We start from the raw sequence: 21907 nt of genomic DNA on the forward strand, positions 1-21907 counted from the left end.
CTCAGAATTTGCGCCCACGCACTTCCCATCTGCCCAGCACGCTAATCCAAAACGACAGGAGAATCAATCTGAGGTCGCCCGTCCAGGTGCGCGTCTCGACGTAGAGACGATCGTAGCGGAACTTCTGGCGCCGCGGCAGATCGCGGCGCGCGTACACCTGCGCCAGCCCGGTCAGACCCGGGCGGACCCGGATCCGATACTCGAACCCTGGCACGTCCTCGAGCGCCACCAGCCGTCCGTCCCCCTCGCTCTCGATTTCGCCGGGCCGGAGCGCGCGCGGCCCGACGAAACTCATGTCGCCGCGCAGGATGTTCCAGAGCTGCGGCAGTTCGTCCATCGCGGTGACGCGCATCCAGCGTCCGGCCCGCGTGACGCGCGGATCGTGCTCGCTCGCCTGAACCGCGCCGCTGGCCGCTTCCGCGTCGGGACGCATCGAGCGGAACTTGAGGGCGTCGAACACGCGCCCGTTCAGTCCGACCCGCTCCTGCCGGAAAAACACCGGGCCGCCGTCTTCGAGCTTGATCAGCGCCGCAAAGAATGCCCACAGGGGAGCCGAGGCGATCAGTCCGCTCGCGGCGAGCGTGGCGTCGAAGGCGCGCTTCAGCAACCGGCCTCACCCTGGCGGACCTGCATCTCCTCGTAGAACCGGCCGAGACGGCCCCGCAGCCGTTCGAGCGTGAATTCCTCGTCAACCCGCGCGCGTCCGGCGGCGCCGAGCCGCGCCCGCAGATCTGGATCCGACGCCAGCCGTGCGATCGCGGCGCCGAGCGCCGCCGCGTCCCCCGCCTTGACGACGAGGCCGGTGCGGCCGTCCTGATTCACCCACGAGACGCCGCTCTGGACATCGGTGCTGATCACCGGCTTGCCCGCCGCCATGGCCTCGAGCTGGACGTAGCCAAACGCCTCCGCCCTGGTGACCGAGGGCAGCACGAACGCCTCGCAGGTCTGCATCAGCCGTCGCAGCTCGCCGTCGGTAATCTCTCCAGGAAAGGTGACGCGCCCGGCGAGGCCCAGCTCACGGGCGCGCGCTTCCCAGGCAGCGCGCCGCGGGCCGTCGCCCGCGATAATAGCGTCGATAGACGTCCCCGCCAGCGCCGACAGCAGCACGTCCACTCCCTTGTAGTCGACGTGCCGGCCGGCAAAGAGCACGAACGGCGTCCGCGGACGGCCGGGGTCGACGGGGCCGCGCCACGGCGACGGGTCGATGCCGAACGGGATCACCCGGACGCGGTCCTGATAGCGACGCAGCGCGGCGGCGTGCGCCGCCAGCGGTGGCGACGACACGATGAAGCACCGCGCCCGCGTGTAGGCGGTATGCGCGACCGGCGCATAGAGCGCCGCGTACTGCGCCGGGGGACGGACGACGTCGCTGTGATACCAGATCGCGAGCGGGATGCGCGGTCGCGCCAGCGTGTACGACAGCAGCGCCCAGGGGTTGGGTTCGTGCAGGATCATCAGGTCCGCCCTGGCCCGTCGCAGCGCCGTCACGAACGCCGGCGCGACATGTACCGAGCCGGCCGCCCCGATCGTGCCGACGCGTGTCACCTCCACGCCGTCGATCACCTCTTCGACGGTGTCGCGCGACGCATTGGTCACCAGCACGGCGCTCTCGACCAGCCCCTGGCTGACGCGGCAGACCGTTTCGAGCACGCGCTCCATCCCGCCGTGGTGCGGCGGATAGAACTTGCCGACGTGCAGGACTCTCACGATCCGCCTTCCGGCGCGCGCGCGCCGGCGGCCAGCCCGCGATAGAGCTGCGCCAGCTGCGCGGTATGGACCGACCAGCTGAACTCGGCGGCGCGGATACGGCCGTCCGCCCGGCGCCGTTCCCACGCCGCCTCGTCGCGCTGGCGCTCGTCGAGCAGCGCGAGCACTGCCTCGACCCAGGCGTCGGCGGCGGCCACCGGACGGTAGGCCACCGCCGCGCCGCCGACCTCGCGCAGCGCCGGGATGTCGCTCACGATCATCGGCGTCCCGCTGGCCAACGCCTCGACGATCGGCAGCCCGAAACCCTCGCGGTCCGAGGTCAACAGCGCCAGCGCGCTTCGCCGGTAGACCGCCGCCAGCGTGGCGCGATCGACGAAGGGCAGCACCGTGATGGCGTCGCCGATTCCGAGCGTCCGAGCCTGCACGCGCTGATCGGCGGTGAACGGGCCGCCGACCCGCGTCAGGCGGACGTCCGGTCGCTGCCGACGGACGCCCGCGAACACCTGCAGCAGCACGTCGATCCGCTTGCGCGGGATCGTGCTGCCGACGTGCAGCAGTTCGACGCCTCGCTTCGGACCGAGGAGCCGGGCCGCCTCGACATCCGCGGCGGCGTTCCCCTCGGTGTAGCGCCCCGCGTCGGTCCCGTTGGGAACGACCGTGAGCCGCGATTCGGGGATGCCGGCCAGGCTGACCAGCGCCAGCCGGGTCGCCTCGCTGACGCAGGCGATGTGCGCGGCGCTGCGCAGACCGGACAGGATTCGCCGCGCCAGCAGCCGATACACGTAGGACCGCGGCTCGTCGCGCGGCTCCAGGACGGATCGAAACGCGTCGAGATCGTGGCAGGTGACGATCGTCCGGTCGCCTGGGAGACGGTGGACCAGATGCGCGTAGCTGTGGTCGACGATGTGGTAGACGTCGAATCGCCCGCGCAGGCGGCCGAGCGCCCTGGGATAGTCGACGAACCGCGCCAGCACACGGTCGAAGGCGCCCGCCCGGTCCGACAGACGGCTCAGCCGCCGCGGCATCGCCGGCCTGACCAGCGTGGCCTCGATCGACGCGGCGTGTTCCGCCGCGAGGTGCGCCATGATCATGTCGGCGACCAGGTCCATGCTCGGCCACTGCTCTTCCGCGTAGTCGGCGATCACCGCGACGCGCAGCCGGCCGCTCATATGGTCAGAACCTCGTCGAAGAACGCAAGATGCCGCTCGGCCACGATCGGCCACGCATACTGCTCACGCGCGCGCGCCAGGCCACGCGCGGCGCAGTCCCGGCGGGCGCCCGCATCGGCCCCGAGCCGTTCGATCGCCCGCCGCCACGCGCCCGCGTCCGCTTCGGGCGCGACGACGCCGGCATCGCCGACCACGAACGGCATCTCGCCGCTGTCGCTCGCGATCACCGGGACGCCGCACGCCATCGCCTCGATCAGCATTCGTCCGAACTGCTCCCGCCAGCGCGGCGTCGTGCGACTCGGCGCGCAGAGCACGCTCATCGTGTTGAGCCAGGCGGGCACGTCGGCATGCGGAATGCCGGTCTGCACCTGCACGCGGCCGGGATGCCGATCGGAGAACGATCGCAGCGACGCCTCGAGCTCACCGCCGCCCACGAACAGCGCGCGCCATTCCGGATGCGAGCCGGGAACGGCGTCGATGATGGTCTGAAGGCCTTTCGCTTCGACGAAGCGGCCGAGGTATCCGACGACGAACGCGTCGGCCGGCCATCCGAGCCGGCGCCGGACGTCGCATCCGGCTCCGGTGTCGGGCCGGAACCGATCGAGATCGACACCCGGCGGAATGACTCTCGCCGCCGTGTCGCGATATCCGGGCCGGTCGGCCAGCGCGGCCCGGACGGTTTCGCCGAACGCGATCCAGCCGCTCGCCCGGCTCATCGTCTCGCGCTCATAGGCGCGAAGCGGCCACGGGTACCGCTTCGAGATGTTCTGGAAGCTGGCGAACACGACCTTGGCACGGGGCGCGACGCCGCGCGCCACCTGGGCGGCCGATCGCGTATAGGGTTCTTCCCAGCAGTGCACGACGTCCCAGTCGGCGGCAAGAATCGGCCCGAGGTCACCGCCATACGACATCACGTGCGGCACTCGATCCATCCGCACCGGCACGGTGCGGAGCGTGCATGCCTCGCCGGCGATCGACTCGACCTCGATCGTGCGGAGGTCGCCGCGATATCGCGCCGGCGCCACGGCTGTCACCTCCCACTCGCCGCGCCCCGCCAGCGCCAGATGATGGGCCAGCTGCCGGTTCGCGGCGACGACGTACGAATGACCGATCGTGAGCAGCCGCTTCATGCGCCGCGCTCGTAGAGGTGCACGTTCGCGCGGTACCACGACGGCAGGTCGAGTGCCGCGATCGCCGCGCGGAACGCCTCGTCGGATGCCGATAGCCGGTAGCCCAGCGTCGCGAACCGCGCGCGCCAGTAGGCGTGCGGCCGCTCGTTGAGGTGCAGCGTGCCCCCTTGCCCGGGATGCGCCGCCGAAAAGACGACGAGGCGCACGCGCGCCAGCGTCTCGACGAATCGCCGCGCCGCCCACGGAGGAAGGTGCTCGGCGGTTTCGAGCGACACGGCGACGTCGAACGGCGAGACGCGCGCGCGCAGCGTATCCAGGTTCGCGGCGCGCATCGACGCGATGTCGTGGCACAACACCGGCACGCCGGCCGCGGCCGCGCGATCGAGCGCGGTGCGCGAACTGTCGATGCCGAGCATCGGCAGCAAGGCCTGCCGCCGCCGCATCGCCGCGAGCAGCTTCGCGTCGCCGCAGCCGACGTCGACGATCGACGCCGGCGTGCAGAAGCGGCCGATCGTCGCGGCGAAGCCGTCCCAGTCGCCGCTGTCGTGCAGCGCCCAGAAGTCTTCGCCATACGCCGTGTCGGCGGCGCCGCGCAGCCGCAGCCAGCGCACCAGCGCGACCGCATTGCGTGTCCGCCAGCGTATGCCGGGCGGCAGCGACGCGACCGTTCGCCGCGCCATCGTCTCGAGACTCATGCCTTCACCGGCAGATCGTAGCGCGGCGGATCGAGCCGCCGCGCGCGCCATGCCTTGATCGTGGCGCGTGACACCGGCGTGCGCTTGAAGGACGACTGCATCGCGACCCGTGCGACTTCGCGCATCAGCCACAGCCATCCCCAGGGATCGCGAATCCCCCAGCCGCGGCGCATGCGGAAGTACAGGAGAAAACGCGCTGGCAGCGTCCACAGGACGCGCGGCAGCGGGTCGTTGTAGAGCGCGTTCAGACAGTCGTTGCGCGACACGAACCGCAGGTACCGAGACTGGCTCCGTCCGGCTGTGTCGGGAAGATGACTGACGAGTGCGTCGGGCAGGTACACGGTGTGGCAGCCCGCGTCGATTAGGCGAAGGCAGAATTCCTTCTCCTCGCCGTAGAACACGAAGCTCTCGCGGTAGCCGCCGAGTCGCAGGAACAGGTCGCGCCTGAGCAGGTGCGCGAAGCCGATGAAGCTCGCGACGACGCACGCGTAGTCGGCCTTCGCCGGCTGCATCGCGGCCGGCCACGGGCGCCCGTCCGCCTCCGCCTGCGCGAACCCGACGGCACCGGCGCGGGCATCGCGCTCGAGCACCGTCAGCGCCCGCTCGACGCTGGCCGCCGAGATCACCCGGGTGTCGTCGTCGAGCAGCAGCACAAACGGCGCCGCCGCTTCGCGGACGAGCCGATTGCGGCCGACGATGTAGCCGGGACAGGCGGCGTCCCGGATGATCCGGACCGGAAGCGTCGCCGTGGCCCGCGGGTCGGAGCCGTCGTCGAACACCAGCACCTCCGGGGCGAGCGGCTGCAATGCGTCGAGCGACGCCAGACACCGCGCCAGGGCGTCAGGACGATTGCGTGTGGTCACGCCGATGGACAGACGCGGCGTCATGGTTCGGCAATCGCGCGGCGGTAGACTTCGATCGTGCGCTCGGCGGAGGCGCGCCACGTCATCGCGGACACGCTGCATGCCGCCGCCGAACCCAGGCGCTGCCGCAGCGGCGCGTCACCCATCAGGCGCTCGGCCGCCGAGGCGAGCGCGGCGGGATCGCGAGGCGGTACGACGAGACCGTTCTCGCCGTCGCGTACCAGCGCCGGCGCGCATCCGACAGGCGTCGTAATTACGGCGAGCCGTTGGCTCATGGCTTCGAGCAGCACCAGCCCGAAGCCCTCGTAGGTCGACGTCCACAGCAGCGCGTCGTGCGATCGGTACAGCCGGATCACCTCGTGCTCGGGAGCCCGCGGCACGACGCGGACGAACGGACGGACGGCCTCGGGAAACGCGCGCATCACCGTTGCCTCGGGCACGCCGGGACCCAGCACTGTCAGCGGATAGCGGAGCCCTCTCGCGTGCAGCCGTTCGAGGCAGCCGGCAAGATACACGATGCCCTTCATGTGATCCCAGGAGCCGCAAAAGAGCAATCCCTCGCCGCGCGGGGCATCCTCGCGCGGACGGTCGTCGAGGTAGCGTGCCGACACGCCATGCGGCACGACGTCGATGCGATCGGGCGTCTGCCATCCCTGCCGGACGGCAAACTGGTAGTCCTGCGGGTTGAGCAGCAGCATGCGGCTCGCCAGACGCGCGGCCCATTCGACCTGCGTCAGGCGCGAGAGCGGATACCAGAGGCGGCGCGTCCACGGCTTGTGCGTCAGGCCGGCGGCTGCGTCGTCGATCATTCGACGGTAGTTCAATGCCTCCAGACCGTTCGAACGACAGACGAACGGGATCGCCTGACGGCGGCGCAGGCGATTGCCGAGGCCGACGTACAGGCCTTCGGCGCTGGCGATGTCGAGCACGTCGAACTTCGCCCGGGCCATCCGCCGGGCAATCGCTCGACCGGCGTAGTACGGGGAGACCGCCTGCCGGATCTGCCGCGAACGCGGGGCGCCGATCGCGTCGTCGAACAGGATCTCGCAGCGGTGCCCGAGCGCGACGAACTCCTCCTGGAGCTTGTAGAAGACCTTCGCCGACCCGAGCGTCGGATCCGGAGGATAGTCGCCGGCGAGCAGGATCGAGAGGCTCACGATCGGTGCGGGCCGCGGAGCACGTCGAGCGTGTGCTCCATGGAGAATCGTGACGCGTAGACCGACGCGGCGCGGCTGGCGAGCGAGGTGCGCGCGGCGGGGTCCCGCAGCAGCGCTTCGGATCGGTCGACGAAGGCTCCCACGTCGCCGGCGGGCGCGAGCGCCACCGCCCCCGTCTCTTCCCACACCGCCTCGGTGAGCGCCCCGGTCGTGCTGACGGTGGCGACGCCGTTCTTGAGACCCGCCATCGCCGACGTGCGGCGCGTGGTAATCCCGTCCGGATACGGTTGCACGAGCAGATCGCAGGCGCGCAGGGCGCATGCGAGCGCCGCCGGCTCGAGACGATCGGGCGCCCAGGCGCGCGCGGCGACCGCCGGCGCGGCGCCGGCCAGGCGCGACAGATACGCGCTGCCGCCAGCCCCGAGCAGCGCCAGACGGATCGACGGCATGCGCGCGACGAGCGCCGGCAGCCGCGCGTCGAGCTGACCGGTCACGTGCGCACCGTAGGTGCCGAAGTGCCCGACGAGCTGGGCGGCGTGATCCGCCCCCGTCGCCGCCGCGCGGACCCGCGCGATCTCGGCGGCGCCGGCCGCGATAGGGATGCTCGACGGAACCGGCAGCGTCTGCGGCGGCTGCGGCGCCGACAGATAGCGCGTCCAGCTCTCGGTCGAGAAATAAACGCGGGACGCGCCGCGCAGCAGGGTGCGCGCCATCATGCGCTGTATCAGGGCCAGTCCGTTCGAGGCAGACCACGGGCGCGACCAGCGGAAATAGAAGTACGGCTCGTGAAACATGACCCGCACGTCGGCGACGCGCGGAGCCAGGCGCGAGAACCATCGGCAGAACGCGAGGTTGCCGCCGCGGGCGCCGAGCGCGTTCGGCACGTACTGGAGCAGAACCGGTCCCGGCGCCGAGGCGAACGCTCGCGCCAGCGTGGCGCGCGAGCCGCGACCGAAGACGTCGGGCAGGACGTGCAGGGAAACACGGCGGGCCTGGGCCTCACCGGCGGCCGGACCGGCGGACGGCGTCCACACGTGCACCTCGTCACCGGTGTCAGCGAGCGCGGCCGCCAGGGCGGCCGTGTAGTCGCCAACGCCGCCGCAGTCCGGCGGGTACTCGCCGGTCAGCACGTGCCAGGTCGTCGCCATTGCTGGAGCACCTGCTCGAGCGCGTCGATGTGCGCGGCCGCGGAGAAGCGCGCCGACGCCTCCCGCGCATTCGCCGAGAGGGCCGCAAGGCGCCGCTCGTCGCCCAATGCGCGCGCGAGCGTGTCGCCGAATCCGCGCGGCCCCTCCGATGGGGGCACGAGGAGCCCGTTGACGCCGTCGCTCAGCCACGTGCGAATGCCGCCGGTGTCGAACGCCACGGACGGCACACCGAAGCGCGCCGCCTCGAGGCCGACCAGTCCAAACGGCTCGGGCCAGCGGCTCGGCACCGCCAGGACCGAGGTGCGGGCTAGCGCTGCATCCCGCTCCGCCGCGTGCAGCCACCCCGGCACGTCGATCTGCACGTCGGCGCCCGACGCAGACGTACGCGCGACGAGATCCGGGCGGAGCGGGCCATCGCCGGCGACCAGCGCGCGGAGCGGGCGTGCGAGTGCGCGGCTGGCGTGCGCGAGGGCCTCGATCAGGAGGTCCGGACCCTTGAGCGGCGTCAGCCGACCGAAGAAGGCGACGTCGATGTCGCGGACGCCTCCGGACGCCGCCGGACCGGCCGTGAACAACGGGATCGTGGCGATGCGCGCGGCGCCGTAGCGGCCGAATTCACCGCGCATGTGCTCGCTCGCGACGACCACGCCGTCGTATCGCGGCAGCAGTGCCTGCTGGCGGCGCGCCCATCGGTACTGCGTCACCATCACGTCCGGCCGCAGCCGTCCGCATCGCCGCGGCAGGAAATAGACCAGGCAGCCGGCATTGCAGGCGCGTGGACACGCAACGGCCGCCGGAAACGAAAACGCCTTGTGACCGCTCAGGCACGCCCCGGCATAGGCGTGCATCATCTTGATCGTCGGCCACTGGCCGACGATCGCCTCGTCGATTTCCAGGTAGCGCATGTTGTGCGCGAAGCAGACGTCGGGACGCCACGCCCTGGCCGCATCGATCGCCGGCGGCAGCCCGAGGTCGCGCACGCTCCACGACGGATCCACATTGACGTCGGTCGGGCCCTGTTCGGCGCGGGTGTTGGCGTAGAGCAGCGCCACCTCGTGCCGGCGCGCGCGCAACTCGGGAACGAGCGCCGCGAGGTACGATTCGACGCCGCCGCCGCCCATCCGCGCTTCGTTGACGAGCAGAATGCGCATCTACCGCCCGGCCGTGCTCCGCTCCGACCCGCCGCCGCGACGGATCGCGAAACGGGAGAGCACTCGATCGTACAGGGCGCGCACCGGGCCGAAGGCGAGGTAGAGCGGACGCATGTACCAGACCGAGATGGCGGCAACCAGCGCGCCGATCGCCATGACCACCGGCACCCGCGGCACGCCAAGGAGCTGCTCGAGCGCGACGGCGCAGATTACGAGCGGCAGGAACCGCCGGAGCCACGGACGAATCACCTCCGCGAGGAGCGCTGTCTCGGGCATGCGGGTCGACACGGCGAACGGTTTCCAGGCGAGCGCCGGGAACACGATGCCATGGCTGATCACGCCGGCCAGCAGCACGCCTTCGATGCCGAGCCATCGACCCAGGCCGAAAGCGAGCGCGATGTGGACGAGGCCCGACCCGAAGGTGGCCATGCCGATCTGGATCCGTTGTCCGAGCGCGGCCGGGACGACGGCCAGCGCGTGCGCGAAGGTCATCGCCAGGGCGACCATCGCGAGCAGCACGTTCGCCTTGCCGCCCGCGAACATCATCCCGCCGACCCAGCGGCTGACGAAAGCAGGGTTCACCGCGAGCACGACGCAGGCGGTGGCGCCGGCCAGCGCGAGGTAGACGCGCACCATGACCACGATCGCCTCGCGCAGCCGCGCGTCCTGGCGCTCACCCGCGAGGTTGGCGAGGCCGATCAAGCCGCTGTCGCACGGCACCCACGAGAGCTGCGTCAACGACGTACTGAGCTTGCTGGTGCAGGCCAGCGCGGCCACAGCCGTGGCGCGGCCGAGCGCCGCGAGCACCAGACCGTCGGTCGCGCTGATCAGCCTCCATCCCCAGCCTCCGAGCCACGCACCGGTGCCCTCGCGAAAGAGCGCGCGCACGTCCCGCCAGAGTGGCACGCGCCAGCCGCGCAGCAAATCGGGGGCGACAGCCGCGACCCGCACCAGGAAAACGAGGCCGGCGACGAGCTGCGGCACGGCGACCCCAACAGCCAGCGCGTACAAGCCATCGCCGGCCTGCAGGAGTGCCGCCGTCAGGATGACGCCGAACGGCACCTGCACGAGATCGACGGCGCCGGTGAACCGGACGTCCTGCATGCCGACCAGCACGCAGTAGAAGACGCGCAACGGATACGCCACCACGCCGGCGACGGCGATGATCAACGTGGCGCCGACGACCGGCGCACGCTCGGCCGCTTCGAGGTGGATCACGTGCGGGAGCGCCGCAATCAAGACGCCGCCAATCACCGCGTAGCCGGCGGCGCTCAGGAGCGCGGCCGCGACACCGTTGGCGAGCAGACGCCGCATCCCGTCGCGATCGCCGCGGCCGTCCACCTCGGCGATGAGCCAGGGCACCGTGACGAGCACGCCGAAGTCGGTCAACGACGCATAGGCCAACAACTCGCCCGACGCCAGCCACAGGCCATAGGAGCGCGCGCCGACGTGGTGGAGCGTGAACGGCACCAGCCACAGGCCGGTCGCGACGGCAATGCCGAACCTGGCGTAGCCAAAGAGCGCCGTCAATGTGGCCCGGATGGTCCTGCTCATGAGCGGCGCGCGATGGCGAAGAGGTTCAAAGCGAGCGGGGTGTGCAGGCCACCCGGGACGTGGCGCGCGGCGGCGAAGACCGCACGCCGCACGAGGCGATCGATGCGATGTCCCTCGGGCATCTCCGGTGCGGCCGCCGCAACCGTCACCGCCGTGAATCCGCAGCGCTCCAGCGCCAGCCGCAGCGACGCCGGCGTGAAGTGATTCACGTGGACGAGATTGTCGGCCAGCGTCGGACGATAGCCGGGGCGCACGATCCCGCGGACCGATTCCTTCAGCCGCTGCGCGCCGCCATTGGGCACCTTCACCGCGATCGCGCCGCCCGGCCGGATCCATCCGGCCGCGCGCCCCAGGGCGCGCCGCGGATCGGGAATGTGTTCGAGTACGTCGATCAGCGTCACCGCATCGAACGGCGGCCGCGGCGTGACCGTGAAGATGTTCCCGTGGTGGACGGGCGCGCCGGTCGCGGCCGCCGCCTGCGCGGCCGTCCGGGGATTGAGTTCGAGCCCCTCGACGTCCCATCCGGCGCGCTGCGCCAGGCTCATCAGCCGGCCGGCATGCGCGCCAACGTCGAGCAGCCGTCGCGGCCTCGCGGGCAGACGCGCGTCGAGCGCCCGCAGCACGTCAGCGAAGATGTCGTCCTTGTACGTCGCCGCGTGCTCCGCTTCGACCCAATGCGGCGCCCACTGCTGGTCGTAAATGCGATCGAAGTATCGATCGAGCGCGGGCAGCGCGCCAGGCTGCGCGAATCCGCAGGCGGCACACCGGCGGATCTCGATCGGTTCGCCGGAGTACGCGGCGAGCGGCGGATCCTGGCCCGCGAACGCCGACAGCTCGTAGCGCGCGTCGAAGGCCCGCGCGAGCGCTCCGCCGTCGCACACCCAGCACCGGTCCACGGGGGCGAAGCCTGCGTTCATGCCGCCTCCACCGCCTCGGCGATGTCGGCCGCCATCTCGTCCCAGCCTCGCGCGCGCAGCGTCGCCGAGAGCGGCGCCGCGTGCCTCCGCCAGGCGGCAGGATCGGCGTGCCAGCGGCGAAGCGCGGCCGCGACCTCGTCCGTGCCCGCACCCGCCGGCAGCACCAGCGGGGCGAGTTCGGGCGGGAATCGCTCCGCGATGCCGGCGCCGGCGCTGACGATCGCCGGCAGCCCGCGGCAGATCGCCTCGTGCACGCCCAGACCGTAGGCTTCGTACCGGGATGGATGGACCAGGAGATCGGCGGCCGCGAGCAGTTGCGGCACGTCGGTCCGGAACCCCAGCACCTGCACACCCTTCAGCCCCGCCGCCTGCGCGCGCGCGGCCCAGTGCGCCTGTTCGACGCCGGCGCCGACGACGATCAATGCTGCGTCCCAGCGGCCGCCGGACGACAGCGAACGCCAGGCCTCGAACAGCCGATCGAAACCCTTGCGCCGATCGCCGAGCGCGCCGATGAAGATCGCCACAGGCAGGTCGTCGGGAAGCCGCAGCGCAGCGCGCGCGGCGCGTCGCTCGTCCTCACGCACGGGTGCGAAGAGTGCCGCGTCGATGCCGTAGTAGACAACGCGCGTCTTCGCCGCCGGTACGCCGTAGCAGCGCTGCACGTCGGCCGCCGTCGTCGCGCTGTTGCAGATCACGAGCGGGGCGGTGGCGAGCGCCGCCGCCTCACGCGCGAGATAGTAGCGCCGCCCGAGCGAGGCCGAGACGCGCGTCCGGATCGACACCGCCACCTCGGGCGCGTAGGCGGCGTGCAGGTAGTGCACCCAGGTCGGCGCGCCGTCGACGCCATTGCCGCCGTTCATCAGCACGCCGGCGCGACGCGGCAGGCGGCGGCGGACGCGGCGCGCGGCGCGCGCGAGCAAGGGCGCGCCGACGAGGTGCGCGCCGAAGGGCCGCGGCACTCCGTGCACCGTGACTTCCGGACGTGCCGCGAGATCCGCGGCCACCCGATGCGCGACCAGATGCACGTCGCGCCCATGGCCAGCCAGCCACGAGGCGAGGGCGTAGTTGGCGCGGTCCATCCCGCCGTGCGCGGCGAAATCGCCGGTCGCGGCCAGCCAGGTCATGCGCCCTCGAGTCCCTGTCTGGTGGCGACGCCGTGCAGGGCTCCCGCCAGGAACCAGTACTGGATTCCGAGCTGCGCCACGAACGGCGTGAAGCTGAAGATCATCAGCGCTGTCCCGAGATTGGCGGCCATCACGACCGCGCCGCACGTCGCGAGGCGAGGATGCCCCTTGACCATGGCCACCCGCCACTGCGTGAGCGCGGTCACCAGCAGGGCGCCGACATAGAGCGCGACCATCAGGACGCCGCCGTCGATCATCCAGCCCGCGAGCTGGATCTCGGCCCAGATCGGTGGATTCGCGTCGGTGAATTCGCTGAAGTAGGCGGCCGGCATGCCCCAGCGGCCGAGCCCGGCGCCGAAGGGATGGTCGACGAGCAGTTCACCGAAAGCCATGTCGAGGTGCGCGCCGCGCGCGCCGCGATACACCGTGATCGGATCGGACGCGAAGATCGTCATGAACCGGTCGCTGATCGTCTGGCCGCCGAGCGCGACCGCCAGCAGGAAGCCGCCGAGGAACACGCCGCCGGCAAGCAAGGCGAACTGGGTCGCGCGCGCGAACTTTTCCTGGCGCGCGAGCGTCATCGCGTAGGCCAGCATCATGGCGAGCGCCGCCGCCCAGCTGATGCGGACCTGGCTCAGATAGATCGCGCCAAGCCCCGCGCCGGCGAACACGAGCGACAGGAGGCGCTTCCACGTCTCCGTCTGGCTGACGGCGAACACCAGCCCGAGCAGCGCGGCGTAGGCGGCGGGTCCGGCGACTGCGCCGGGTGTGTCGAACAGCCCTGGAGGCCGAACCATCATCTGTCCGTTGGGGCCGATGAAGGTCACGGGCCCGAGACCCATGTCCTGCTCGACCAGGACGCGCGAGAACTCCGCCGGCAGCCACCGCGCCGGATCGTAGACCTGCAGCACGCCGACGACCGAGTTCGCCCCGGCGCAGATGAGCAGGATCCACATGATGCGCGCCAGCCGCTCCGGTGTGTCGACGAGCACCGGCGCCCAGAAGAGCGGCGCCATCACCGCAAAGTAGACGGTCAGGTGCGCCAAGCCGCCGAGGAAGTTCGGCGTCGATGGGTGGAACAGCATGACGGCGAGCAGCGCCATCACGCCGAACACCCAGCTCTGCGCGCGCGACTGGCGAATCTTCGCGTGCGGGCTGATCACGTACCAGCCGAGCGCCGCGAGGCTGATGCCGAACGCCGACGTGCGAATCGGCAGACGGATCGCCTGTGTGCCCGGCAGGATCAGCAGCGCCGGCAGCGCCGTCTGGCTGAGCGCGAACCACTCGGCAAAGCCCCAGCGCGACTGCTGCGCGGCGTCGACCGCCGCCGCCTGCCCGAACGCCTGCGTCTGCGCGTTCATGCCGGAACCCCCATCCGCCCTGCACGGGCATACAGATCGACAAAGGCCCCGGCGAAGACCGCCGGAGAGAACCGTCGCAGCGCCGTCCGATGAGCCTCGTCGCCGAGTCGCGCGCGCAGCGCCGGATCGGCCGCGAGCCGGTCGATCGCCGCGGCCAGCCCGGCAGCATCCCCCGGCATCGCCGCGACGGCATCGACGTCCTCGACGATGAGCTCGGCCGCGCCGCCGGCACGGCTGACGATGACCGCCTTGCCGCAGGCCATGCCTTCGGCGATCACGAGCCCGAACGGCTCGGGCTCGGTGCTCGCGTGCACCACCACGTCGAGCGCCCGCAGCGCGCGGGCCGGGCGATCGATGAACCCGGTGAAGCCGACGCGATCGGCGACGCCCAGCTCGCAGGCGCGGGCACGAAGATCGTCGAGGCTCACCTGACTGCCGGCAGTGTCGTAGACGGGCCCGCCGATCACGTACGCGCGAAGCGGCACCGACGCCTGCTGCACGGCGCGCAGGAACACGTCGTGCCCCTTCCACCGTGCGAACGTGGCGAGCAGGCCGACCCGGCACACGCTCGACGCCAGCGGCGGCAGCCCGGCGAGCGCGTCGAGATCGACCTCGTCGCCGCCCGGAGTGAACTCCGCGAGATCGACGGCGTTATAGATCGTCGTCACCGGCGCCCGGCCGCCAAGCACCGCCACGAGATCGGCGGCGACGCTGCGCGAATTGGCGACGACGGCGGCGGCGCGGCGGGCGTGATGGCGCAGCAGCGTGCGGCTGAGCGGCCGCGGCGTCAGGTACTCATGCACGTGCCAGACGAGCGGGACGCCCGCCGGCGCGGCGCGCGCCGCCAGCACGTGCATCTTGAACCCGTTGGTGTGGATCACGTCAGGCTTCAACTCGTCGATCGCGGCGGCGATGGCGCCGCCATAGGCGCGCGCGCCGGCGAGGGCGCGGGCGAGCGTCGCCGTCTGACGGCCGAGATCGCCGAGCCTTCGCATCGACCACTCTCCGAACGCCAGCAGCGACGCCGGCATCGGCACGATCCGCGTCGCCGCTCCAGCCGCGCAGGCGCGCGCCTCGAGTGGTCCGTGACGCGGCAGGATCAACACCGGTTCGATCCCCGGCCTGGCGGCGAGTTCTCGCAGCAGCGTCAGCAGGATGGCTTCCGAGCCGCCGACGTCCGCCGACACGCTCAGCAGCGCTACCCGCACCGGCGCCCCACCAGCGCGACATTGTCGGACAGACGGCGCGGCGCGATCGCGGCCAGGGGCGCCGGGTAGTGCCACGGAGAGAGTGGCAGCCGGCCCCAGCGTGTGTATTCGACCGCGACGTCCTCGAGCCCTGATTCGGCGGCGATGCGACGCAAATCGACCTCGAGAAGCGCGGTGCGATGCGCCGGGTAGTCGCCGTCCTGGAACGCGACGAACACGCCCTTGGCGATCAGGCACGACAGACTGAGCAGGCTCAACTGGTTGGGGGTGGTAATCGCGATCCAGCCGCCGGGGCGGGTGACCCGCGCCAGCTCGCGCACGAAGGCGCGCGGATTCTCGAGATGCTCGATCACTTCGATGGCAGCGGCGGCGTCGACACTCGCGTCTTCGAGCGGAAGCGGCGCGTCGAGGTTGGCGGGCACGAAGCCGACCGCGTCCGGTAGTCCGGGATACCGAACGGCGTCGATCCCCGTGCAGGCAGTGAAGCGTGCCGACGCGAGCCGCCAGAGGTCGCCCGTACCGCAGCCGGCGTCGAGCAGCCGTCCGCCGGCGCCGCGCGCCTCGAGCATGTTCATCGCCGTGCGGTGGATCCGATCGTGTGCGCGGCCCAGGCTGCGCGCCGCGCGCTCCTGCAGGCCGGCGTCGGCCTCCACGCGCGTCACTGCAGTGCCTCCTGGAACCGCGCCACCTGGGTGGCCGGATCGCACAACCATCGCGCGCGCGGCGGACCGGCGTCGCCCAGGCGTCGCCGCGCCGCCACATCGTCGACCAGCCGCTGCAGCGCCCCGGCGAGCGCGCCGCGATCGGACGCCGGCAGCAGGATGCCGCAGGCCTCGGTGACGATCTCCGAGGCGCCGCCGAAGTCGAAGGTGACGACCGGCAGACCCGCGTCGAGCGCCTCGACGAACGCGATGCCGAACGGCTCCGGCGTGGTATTGGGCTGACAATGCACGTCCGCGGCGGCCAGCAGCCGAGCGAGGTCGCGGCGCTCGCCGAGAAACGCGACCCGCCCCTGCAGGCTTGGGCTCGACGCGGCGGCCCGCAGCTGCCGCTCATAGGCGGCCTCGTGCGGACGCTGCGGTCCGCCCGCAATCCACACCCGCCAGTTGCCGTGGAGTGTCGACGCGGCCTGCAGCAGGTCGAGGTGCCCCTTCCACGACTCGAAGCGGCTGGCGATGACGATGACGGTCGTGTCGGGTGCCGCGCCGAATTCCCGCCGCGTCGCGTCGCGGTCAGCGGCGGCGGCGGGCGGAGCCGAGACCGGCGGCAGTACGACGGCGCGACGTACCGCCGGCAGCCACTGCGCCACCGCGCGCGAGGTGTACTGGCTGTTGCAGATCACCAGCGAGGGAACCCGTCGGGCCGTACGCCGCTCCGTCCAGTGCGATCCGTCGAGGGCATCGTGAGCGACGAGCACGCGGGTGCCGACCGGCAGCAGGGGCGCGGCGATTGCGAACGCCCACGGCGAGTGCGCGACCACGCGATCGAACGATCCGACGAGCCGCCGGAGACGACGGCGCGCGCGCCAGACCGACAGGGGTCGGCTGAACCGTACCGGCCCCAGATCGTGGCGCTCGGCCCCGGCGGCGTCGAGCCCGGAGACGACGCGTCCCTGGAACGACAGCGCGAAGGCGTGCGCCGAGCCTGCCGGCGCGTGCGCGGCCATTTCTTCCAGAATCCGTTCGACGCCGCCGTAGAGGTTGCCGGCGGCGACATGCAGGACGCGCATCACCAGCGCCGGCGCGGCACCTCGATGACGTCGTTGGGCTGCACCGCCAGCGTCAAATCCTTGTCGACCTTGATCTGCTGCGGCTTCGCTTCGACGACGCGGGTGATCGTGATGCCGTCGCGGCGGGCGAACTTGCTGAAGCCGCCGGCCGCGTTGATCATGTCGAGCACGGTCTTGGCGTTCTCGCTGAGGTCGTAGACGCCGCCGGCCATGACCTCGCCGCGGACGAACACGTGCCCGGCTTCCGGCACGTTGATCACGTCGCCGTCCTGGAGGTGGAACGTCGCGGCGAGCCCTGTCCCCTGCTCGACGTCGCTGCGCGGAATCCGGATCTCCGTCGCCTGGGTGCCGCCAATCGAGCGGCGGCGGATGCTGATCGACGAGCCCGCCCGCGACGTGAACCCGCCGGCCTGGTAGATGGCCGACATGAGATTGTCATTTCCCTGGACCCGGAAGCTGCTCGGCAGCTTTACGCCATCACCGTTGACGTAGATCATCTTCGAGCGGAACTCCACCACCTCGACCTTCACGGTGGGACTGTTATGGAGGCTGCGCCGAATCAGCAGCTCGCGGATTTCGGCCTCGACCTGGCCGTGCGTCAGATCCTGAGCCTTGAGCCGTCCGAGATCCTTGTACTGGAAGGTGCCATCGACGTCGACCGTGACATGCCGGTCGCTGAAGACGTCGGGAATCACGATGATGTCGAGTTTGTCCTGCGGGCCGATGAGATATTCCTGCGCCTCGGCGGGCGCGGGCGCCGCCGGCGCCGCGGGCTGTTGCAAGACGAGCGCGAGCAACACCATCGTGGTCATGACACTTTCCCCCATGTGAAAGTCGCGTAGATGCGCCGGTTGTCATAGGCGCGGTCGGCCGAGCGGTCCGAGGCGCGGCCACGCCAGTCGCCGTTGACGCCGGCGCGGAGATACGCGGCGAGCCGCCACGCCACGGTGAAGCCGAAGGTGTGCGCGACGTCGTCGGTCTTGCCGTCCGCGAGCGTCGGCGAGCGGTAGTGGAGACGCGAGCGGCTGCCGTAGAGGCGCGCGTCGAGCGGCCCGCCGCCCGCCCAGTTCCAGCCGACGGTCAGGCCGGTTTCGATGTACTCGGGGACCGCCTCTTCGTACGAGTACTGCAGGTCGCGGGCGAACGTCGTCTCGATGTGATGGTGCTCCAGCACCGTCGAGGCCAGGGTGACCGAGGAGACGAAGCCGCGGAAGTTCGGCACGTCCGGCGAGTGCGTGGTGAAGCGGCGGTAGCCGAACGACGCGCTGCCGTTGAGCATCGCCAGCGGACTGAACGTCACCTTCGGCATGATGCGCAGCGTCTGCGAATCGCGTTCGGGCGTGAAGTCGAACCGCGCCCGCTCGCGCCCGACGTCGACCTGGAACGTGGTGAGCGGCGTCAGCGCGACGCCCGCGCCCGCCTCCAGCAGGTCGTCAGTCCGGTCGAGCGTGGTGGCGAGGTCCTGGCCGCGGAACTCGACGCCCGGATCGAACGTGGTCTGTGTCTGGCGGGCGCCGGCGCTCACGAAGATGTCGGCCGGGAGCTGCACCCGCAGGTTGCCGCCGTAGTTCCGATCGTGGTGGCGCGCACGGGTGTCGATCTCGCGGTTGGGACGCTCGCGCGTGTTGTCGAAGTGCGCATCGAATGACGGCTGGAAAGGGCCGAACTCGAAGTCGGTGCGAATCTGGTTGCCGAGATTGGTCCCGCGCTCGGACGTATAGGTCTGGTAGTAGACGTAGTCGGTCGTGGTGATGTAAGAGAGCCTCATCGGCCCAGGGCTCGTGACCAGTTCCACCCGCGGAGAGATCGTGGCAGTGAAATCGGACCTCGGGTTGTCCGGATCGTTGAAGACGTTGTTGTCGCGCCCGACGTCCCGGATCATCAGCGCGGGGTTCAGCCCCACCGGGCCGAGGCGGATCGTCGCCGTGTCGACCGGATCCGTCGCGGCCGCCTGCGACGACTGCGCCGAAGCCGCGTGAGCGGATGTCATCAGGGCGATCGCGGTCAGCGTCAGAGAGAAACGTGTCATGAGTCGCCGCGCCCTCCGGGCGCATAGCGTTGAATGCCGAGTTCACGCGTCTTGCGGTAGAGATTGGCGCGTTCGATGCCGAGCGTACGGGCGGCCTCGCTCATCCGCCAGCCGTGCCGCTCGAGCACCGACGCGATGTATTCGCGCTCGAAGCGCCGCCGCGCTTCGCGCAGGCTGACGGCAGGCGCCAGCCGGCGGACGATCCCCTCGAACGGCACGCCCGGGAGCAGATCTTCCTGGCGGATGACACCGTCTTCGACGCGCGCGAGCGCGCCCTGGAGCGTGGCGCGCAGTTCGTCGACATTGCCCGTCCATGGCAGCGCCGCCAGCATCGTCAGGGCAGCTGGTGTGAACCTGGGCACGGGACGGCCGGCGGCAGCGGCGAGATCCGCCGCCAGCCGATTCACGATCGCCGCGACGTCGCCCGCCCGCGCGCGCAGCGATGGGATCGCGGCGGGCGTCGCGGCGAAGCGCCGGAGCAGCTCGGGACGGAACCGGCCGTCGGCCGCATCGGCGGCGATCGACGGCGGCGCCGCGGCGATGACCCGTGCCTCGAGCGGCGTCCGCTCGCGGCCGCCCACGCAGACCTCTCCGTCGCGAAGCACGCGGGCCAGACGACGCTGCAGCGCGGCGGGGAGTTCGTTGAGATTGTCGAGAAAGACCGTGCCGCGGCCTGCCTTCAGCAGCGCGGCGCCTGGGCCGAGTGTCTCCAGCGTCGCGGCTGCCCGGCCGCGCACGCCGAACAGCTCGATCGCGAGCCCGTCGGCGTCGGGGCGGCCGCAGTCGGCGCGCACGAAGGCCTGTCCGCCACGAGTGCAGTCGTGCACGTATCGCGCGACGTCGGCCGCTTCGAGCCCCTCCTCGACCAGCAGAAGGATCGGGCTGGGAGCCGGGCGCTCGAGGATCGTACGAATCTGACGCACGGCTGCCGAATCACCAAGCAGCGCCGGCGGCAGAATCGCAGTGGAACAGCGGGGACGCATACGGTTCGGGGGACAGCTTCGCCCTGTCGGTCACAGGGCGTGGCCAGCGTGCTGGCCCGGCGCAGTGTGCCGGCGGGGACCGTTGATGGCAGGAAGCGGCCGATTATCGCGGATTCATGGGCATGTGTCAAATTAGACACATGACATGAATCGTATCCGATACGCTCGGATACCCGAACCCCATCGCCCGGTCGGTGCTGCCGTCCCTCTTATCGGCGCTTGACGCGCTCGAGGGCATCCAGGGTCTTGGGCCAATCGTCCCGGAGCAGGCGGGAGAGGGCGCGGTCGGCCAGCAGTCGGCCGCCGGTCTGGCAGGCCGCGCAATAGTTCGACTCGTTCGAGGCGTAGACGACGCGCTGCACGGGGGCGCCGCAGCGGGGGCAGGGTTTCCCGAACTTGCCGTGCACGGCCATGTCGGGACGAAACGCGGTGACTTTCTCGGGGAACCTGTCGCCGGTCTCTTCCTGCAGCCGTGCCGTCCACCCCGCCAGCACTTCGCGCGTCGCGGCGAAGAGTGTCGCGACGTCCACGTCGGTCATCGACTGCGTCAGTTTCACCGGCGAGAGCCGCGCGGCGTGCAGGATCTCGTCCGAATAGGCATTGCCGATCCCGCTGAACACGTGCGGATCGGTCAACGCCCGCTTGAGCGTATGGTTCTCGGCGCGGAGCGCCGCGCCGAACGTCTCCGGCGTCATCGCGAAGACGTCGGCGCCGCCGGGATCCATCGCCTCGACCGCCGCCGCGCCGATCACGACGTGCAGCGAGGCCTGCTTGCGGGTGCCGGCCTCGGTGAAGAGGAGCGTCCCGTGCGCGAGGTCGAACGCCGCCAGTCCCAGCTTCCGCGGAACCGGCGCGGCCGGCTCCAGCCAGCGGAGCCGCCCGGCGATCATCAGGTGCACCACGGCGAACAGGTCGCCCTCGAAGCCGAAGACGAGACGCTTGCCGAGGCGCGCCAGCGTCACGACGAGGCGGCCGTGCAACGCGGCGAGCGGCGGATCGTAGGTGCGGACGAAGAACGGACTGCTGACGCGCGTCCGCTCCAGCGTTCGGCCGAGCACGCGCGGCCGAAGCGCCGCCAGGTACAGTTCGACGTCGGGCAGCTCGGGCACGGCGTTCAGCGATCGGGCGCCATGCGGCGGCGGATGGCGGCGTAACGCGCCCATGCACGCACTGAGCGGCCGGCGTGGCGCAGATGCTCGCGCCCCTGCAGCACCGGCGGAGCGAAGATCTCGCGGGCCAGGCGTGCGCGATCGAGGTCGCCGGAGGTGCGGCCGGCCTGCAGGCCCGCCACGTACCGCGCCCATCGCGAGAAGTACGGCGCGTCGAGCGCCGCGAGATACCCGTTGTAGGCGGCAAACGGTCCGTCGGCCCAGCTGGCCGGATGCAATTCGTGAAAGATCCCGGAGTCGTCGTCGACGATCTCGGCGTGGCCGTGCGAGCAGGCGACCGCGGCGTAGACGTTGTCCCACAGCGACTCGCCGGCGATATAGGGGCGGAACCGCCGCTGCACCCCCCGCCACCAGTCGACCGACACGGCGAACATGTCGATGCCGATGAGCAGCACGCCCTGCGGCAGCCGGCTCTCGGGCGCCAGGTCGATCCGGCAGAACGCGTAGGCGTCGCGGCCGCCGGCGGCGACGCGCCGCAGCGCGGCCGGCGACACTTCGATGTCGGCGTTGAGATAGATGAAGTAGCGATCCCCGGAGGCGGCCGCCGCATCGGCCAGCGCGGCGAACATCTCCGACACGATCGGCTTGCGCACGCGCCCGCGCCGCGTCAGCGCGATCGAGTCCTGCCGCAGCACCGGCCGGGTGTCGAACCCCTCCGGCCGGTACGTCTCGTCGCTGAACTGGAGATTGACGCGGTGCACGTCAGGCAGGGCCGCGAGCGAGTCGCGCGACCGCTGCTGCCGGCGTTCCGAGTCCGCCGACGCCGGGTAGTACCGCGTCCCGATGGTGATCATCTGCCCCGGCAGCGGCACG

The 21907-nt window shown here is 71.3% G+C and carries 21 protein-coding genes; all 21 read right to left on the minus strand.

Annotated features, from left to right (window positions below; translation table 11 throughout):
- Position 1: 1 nt before the first annotated feature.
- Entirely contained in the window at positions 2-607 is a 606-nt protein-coding gene (locus tag VGI12_14390) for a sugar transferase (protein ID HEY2433860.1), read from the minus strand.
- Positions 601-1707 (minus strand): glycosyltransferase, encoded by a 1107-nt coding sequence (locus tag VGI12_14395; GenBank protein ID HEY2433861.1) that lies wholly within the window; start codon positions 1705-1707, stop codon positions 601-603. Before VGI12_14395 ends, VGI12_14390 begins: the two co-directional genes overlap by 7 nt.
- Complete coding sequence (locus tag VGI12_14400; protein HEY2433862.1) at positions 1704-2876, minus strand: glycosyltransferase family 1 protein; 1173 nt, start codon at positions 2874-2876, stop codon at positions 1704-1706. Before VGI12_14400 ends, VGI12_14395 begins: the two co-directional genes overlap by 4 nt.
- Positions 2873-4006, minus strand: coding sequence for a glycosyltransferase family 4 protein (locus tag VGI12_14405; protein HEY2433863.1), 1134 nt, complete (start codon positions 4004-4006; stop codon positions 2873-2875). The genes VGI12_14400 and VGI12_14405 overlap by 4 nt, the downstream gene beginning before the upstream one ends.
- The gene (locus VGI12_14410; GenBank protein ID HEY2433864.1) at positions 4003-4701 is read right to left on the minus strand and encodes a class I SAM-dependent methyltransferase; all 699 of its coding nucleotides are present in this window, start codon (positions 4699-4701) and stop codon (positions 4003-4005) included. The genes VGI12_14405 and VGI12_14410 overlap by 4 nt, the downstream gene beginning before the upstream one ends.
- A complete protein-coding gene (locus VGI12_14415) occupies positions 4698-5588 on the minus strand; it encodes a glycosyltransferase (GenBank protein HEY2433865.1) in 891 nt (296 codons plus the stop codon). Before VGI12_14415 ends, VGI12_14410 begins: the two co-directional genes overlap by 4 nt.
- Positions 5585-6721, minus strand: a complete 1137-nt coding sequence (locus VGI12_14420) for a glycosyltransferase family 4 protein (protein ID HEY2433866.1) — start codon at positions 6719-6721, stop codon at positions 5585-5587. The genes VGI12_14415 and VGI12_14420 overlap by 4 nt, the downstream gene beginning before the upstream one ends.
- On the minus strand, positions 6718-7869 hold the full coding sequence (locus VGI12_14425) for a glycosyltransferase (GenBank protein HEY2433867.1): 1152 nt from the start codon (positions 7867-7869) through the stop codon (positions 6718-6720). Before VGI12_14425 ends, VGI12_14420 begins: the two co-directional genes overlap by 4 nt.
- Entirely contained in the window at positions 7845-9020 is a 1176-nt protein-coding gene (locus VGI12_14430) for a glycosyltransferase family 4 protein (GenBank protein ID HEY2433868.1), read from the minus strand. Before VGI12_14430 ends, VGI12_14425 begins: the two co-directional genes overlap by 25 nt.
- Positions 9021-10574 (minus strand): hypothetical protein, encoded by a 1554-nt coding sequence (locus VGI12_14435; protein ID HEY2433869.1) that lies wholly within the window; start codon positions 10572-10574, stop codon positions 9021-9023. It abuts the gene before it with no gap.
- Positions 10571-11491 carry a class I SAM-dependent methyltransferase gene (locus VGI12_14440; protein HEY2433870.1) on the minus strand — a complete coding sequence of 307 codons (921 nt, stop codon included), beginning with the start codon at positions 11489-11491 and terminating at the stop codon, positions 10571-10573. Before VGI12_14440 ends, VGI12_14435 begins: the two co-directional genes overlap by 4 nt.
- Positions 11488-12615, minus strand: a complete 1128-nt coding sequence (locus tag VGI12_14445) for a glycosyltransferase family 4 protein (protein ID HEY2433871.1) — start codon at positions 12613-12615, stop codon at positions 11488-11490. The genes VGI12_14440 and VGI12_14445 overlap by 4 nt, the downstream gene beginning before the upstream one ends.
- The gene (locus VGI12_14450) at positions 12612-13976 is read right to left on the minus strand and encodes a hypothetical protein (GenBank protein HEY2433872.1); all 1365 of its coding nucleotides are present in this window, start codon (positions 13974-13976) and stop codon (positions 12612-12614) included. The genes VGI12_14445 and VGI12_14450 overlap by 4 nt, the downstream gene beginning before the upstream one ends.
- Complete coding sequence (locus VGI12_14455; GenBank protein ID HEY2433873.1) at positions 13973-15184, minus strand: glycosyltransferase family 4 protein; 1212 nt, start codon at positions 15182-15184, stop codon at positions 13973-13975. The genes VGI12_14450 and VGI12_14455 overlap by 4 nt, the downstream gene beginning before the upstream one ends.
- Positions 15175-15846 (minus strand): methyltransferase domain-containing protein, encoded by a 672-nt coding sequence (locus tag VGI12_14460; protein ID HEY2433874.1) that lies wholly within the window; start codon positions 15844-15846, stop codon positions 15175-15177. The genes VGI12_14455 and VGI12_14460 overlap by 10 nt, the downstream gene beginning before the upstream one ends.
- A complete protein-coding gene (locus VGI12_14465; GenBank protein HEY2433875.1) occupies positions 15843-16913 on the minus strand; it encodes a glycosyltransferase in 1071 nt (356 codons plus the stop codon). The genes VGI12_14460 and VGI12_14465 overlap by 4 nt, the downstream gene beginning before the upstream one ends.
- Positions 16913-17725: an SLBB domain-containing protein gene (locus tag VGI12_14470; protein ID HEY2433876.1), complete on the minus strand. Its 813-nt coding sequence runs from the start codon at positions 17723-17725 to the stop codon at positions 16913-16915. The genes VGI12_14465 and VGI12_14470 overlap by 1 nt, the downstream gene beginning before the upstream one ends.
- Entirely contained in the window at positions 17722-18942 is a 1221-nt protein-coding gene (locus VGI12_14475; GenBank protein ID HEY2433877.1) for an outer membrane beta-barrel protein, read from the minus strand. The genes VGI12_14470 and VGI12_14475 overlap by 4 nt, the downstream gene beginning before the upstream one ends.
- On the minus strand, positions 18939-19925 hold the full coding sequence (locus VGI12_14480; GenBank protein ID HEY2433878.1) for a sigma 54-interacting transcriptional regulator: 987 nt from the start codon (positions 19923-19925) through the stop codon (positions 18939-18941). Before VGI12_14480 ends, VGI12_14475 begins: the two co-directional genes overlap by 4 nt.
- Positions 19926-20134: 209 nt before the next feature.
- Positions 20135-21088 (minus strand): DNA-formamidopyrimidine glycosylase family protein, encoded by a 954-nt coding sequence (locus VGI12_14485; protein ID HEY2433879.1) that lies wholly within the window; start codon positions 21086-21088, stop codon positions 20135-20137.
- A complete protein-coding gene (locus VGI12_14490) occupies positions 21040-21906 on the minus strand; it encodes a hypothetical protein (protein HEY2433880.1) in 867 nt (288 codons plus the stop codon). The genes VGI12_14485 and VGI12_14490 overlap by 49 nt, the downstream gene beginning before the upstream one ends.
- Position 21907 lies beyond the last annotated feature (1 nt).

The organism is Vicinamibacterales bacterium, assembly GCA_036496585.1.
GTDB lineage: Bacteria > Acidobacteriota > Vicinamibacteria > Vicinamibacterales > 2-12-FULL-66-21 > JAICSD01.

Bases quoted from the DNA above. Each gene is read 5' to 3' on its own strand.
- VGI12_14400 (HEY2433862.1), bottom strand. From the start codon at position 2,876: ATGAGCGGCCGGCTGCGCGTCGCGGTGATCGCCGACTACGCGGAAGAG.
- VGI12_14405 (HEY2433863.1), bottom strand. From the start codon at position 4,006: ATGAAGCGGCTGCTCACGATCGGTCATTCGTACGTCGTCGCCGCGAAC.
- VGI12_14410 (HEY2433864.1), bottom strand. From the start codon at position 4,701: ATGAGTCTCGAGACGATGGCGCGGCGAACGGTCGCGTCGCTGCCGCCC.
- VGI12_14415 (HEY2433865.1), bottom strand. From the start codon at position 5,588: ATGACGCCGCGTCTGTCCATCGGCGTGACCACACGCAATCGTCCTGAC.
- VGI12_14425 (HEY2433867.1), bottom strand. From the start codon at position 7,869: ATGGCGACGACCTGGCACGTGCTGACCGGCGAGTACCCGCCGGACTGC.
- VGI12_14430 (HEY2433868.1), bottom strand. From the start codon at position 9,020: ATGCGCATTCTGCTCGTCAACGAAGCGCGGATGGGCGGCGGCGGCGTC.
- VGI12_14435 (HEY2433869.1), bottom strand. From the start codon at position 10,574: ATGAGCAGGACCATCCGGGCCACATTGACGGCGCTCTTTGGCTACGCC.
- VGI12_14440 (HEY2433870.1), bottom strand. From the start codon at position 11,491: ATGAACGCAGGCTTCGCCCCCGTGGACCGGTGCTGGGTGTGCGACGGC.
- VGI12_14445 (HEY2433871.1), bottom strand. From the start codon at position 12,615: ATGACCTGGCTGGCCGCGACCGGCGATTTCGCCGCGCACGGCGGGATG.
- VGI12_14450 (HEY2433872.1), bottom strand. From the start codon at position 13,976: ATGAACGCGCAGACGCAGGCGTTCGGGCAGGCGGCGGCGGTCGACGCC.
- VGI12_14465 (HEY2433875.1), bottom strand. From the start codon at position 16,913: ATGCGCGTCCTGCATGTCGCCGCCGGCAACCTCTACGGCGGCGTCGAA.
- VGI12_14470 (HEY2433876.1), bottom strand. From the start codon at position 17,725: ATGACCACGATGGTGTTGCTCGCGCTCGTCTTGCAACAGCCCGCGGCG.
- VGI12_14475 (HEY2433877.1), bottom strand. From the start codon at position 18,942: ATGACACGTTTCTCTCTGACGCTGACCGCGATCGCCCTGATGACATCC.
- VGI12_14480 (HEY2433878.1), bottom strand. From the start codon at position 19,925: ATGCGTCCCCGCTGTTCCACTGCGATTCTGCCGCCGGCGCTGCTTGGT.
- VGI12_14485 (HEY2433879.1), bottom strand. From the start codon at position 21,088: ATGGGCGCGTTACGCCGCCATCCGCCGCCGCATGGCGCCCGATCGCTG.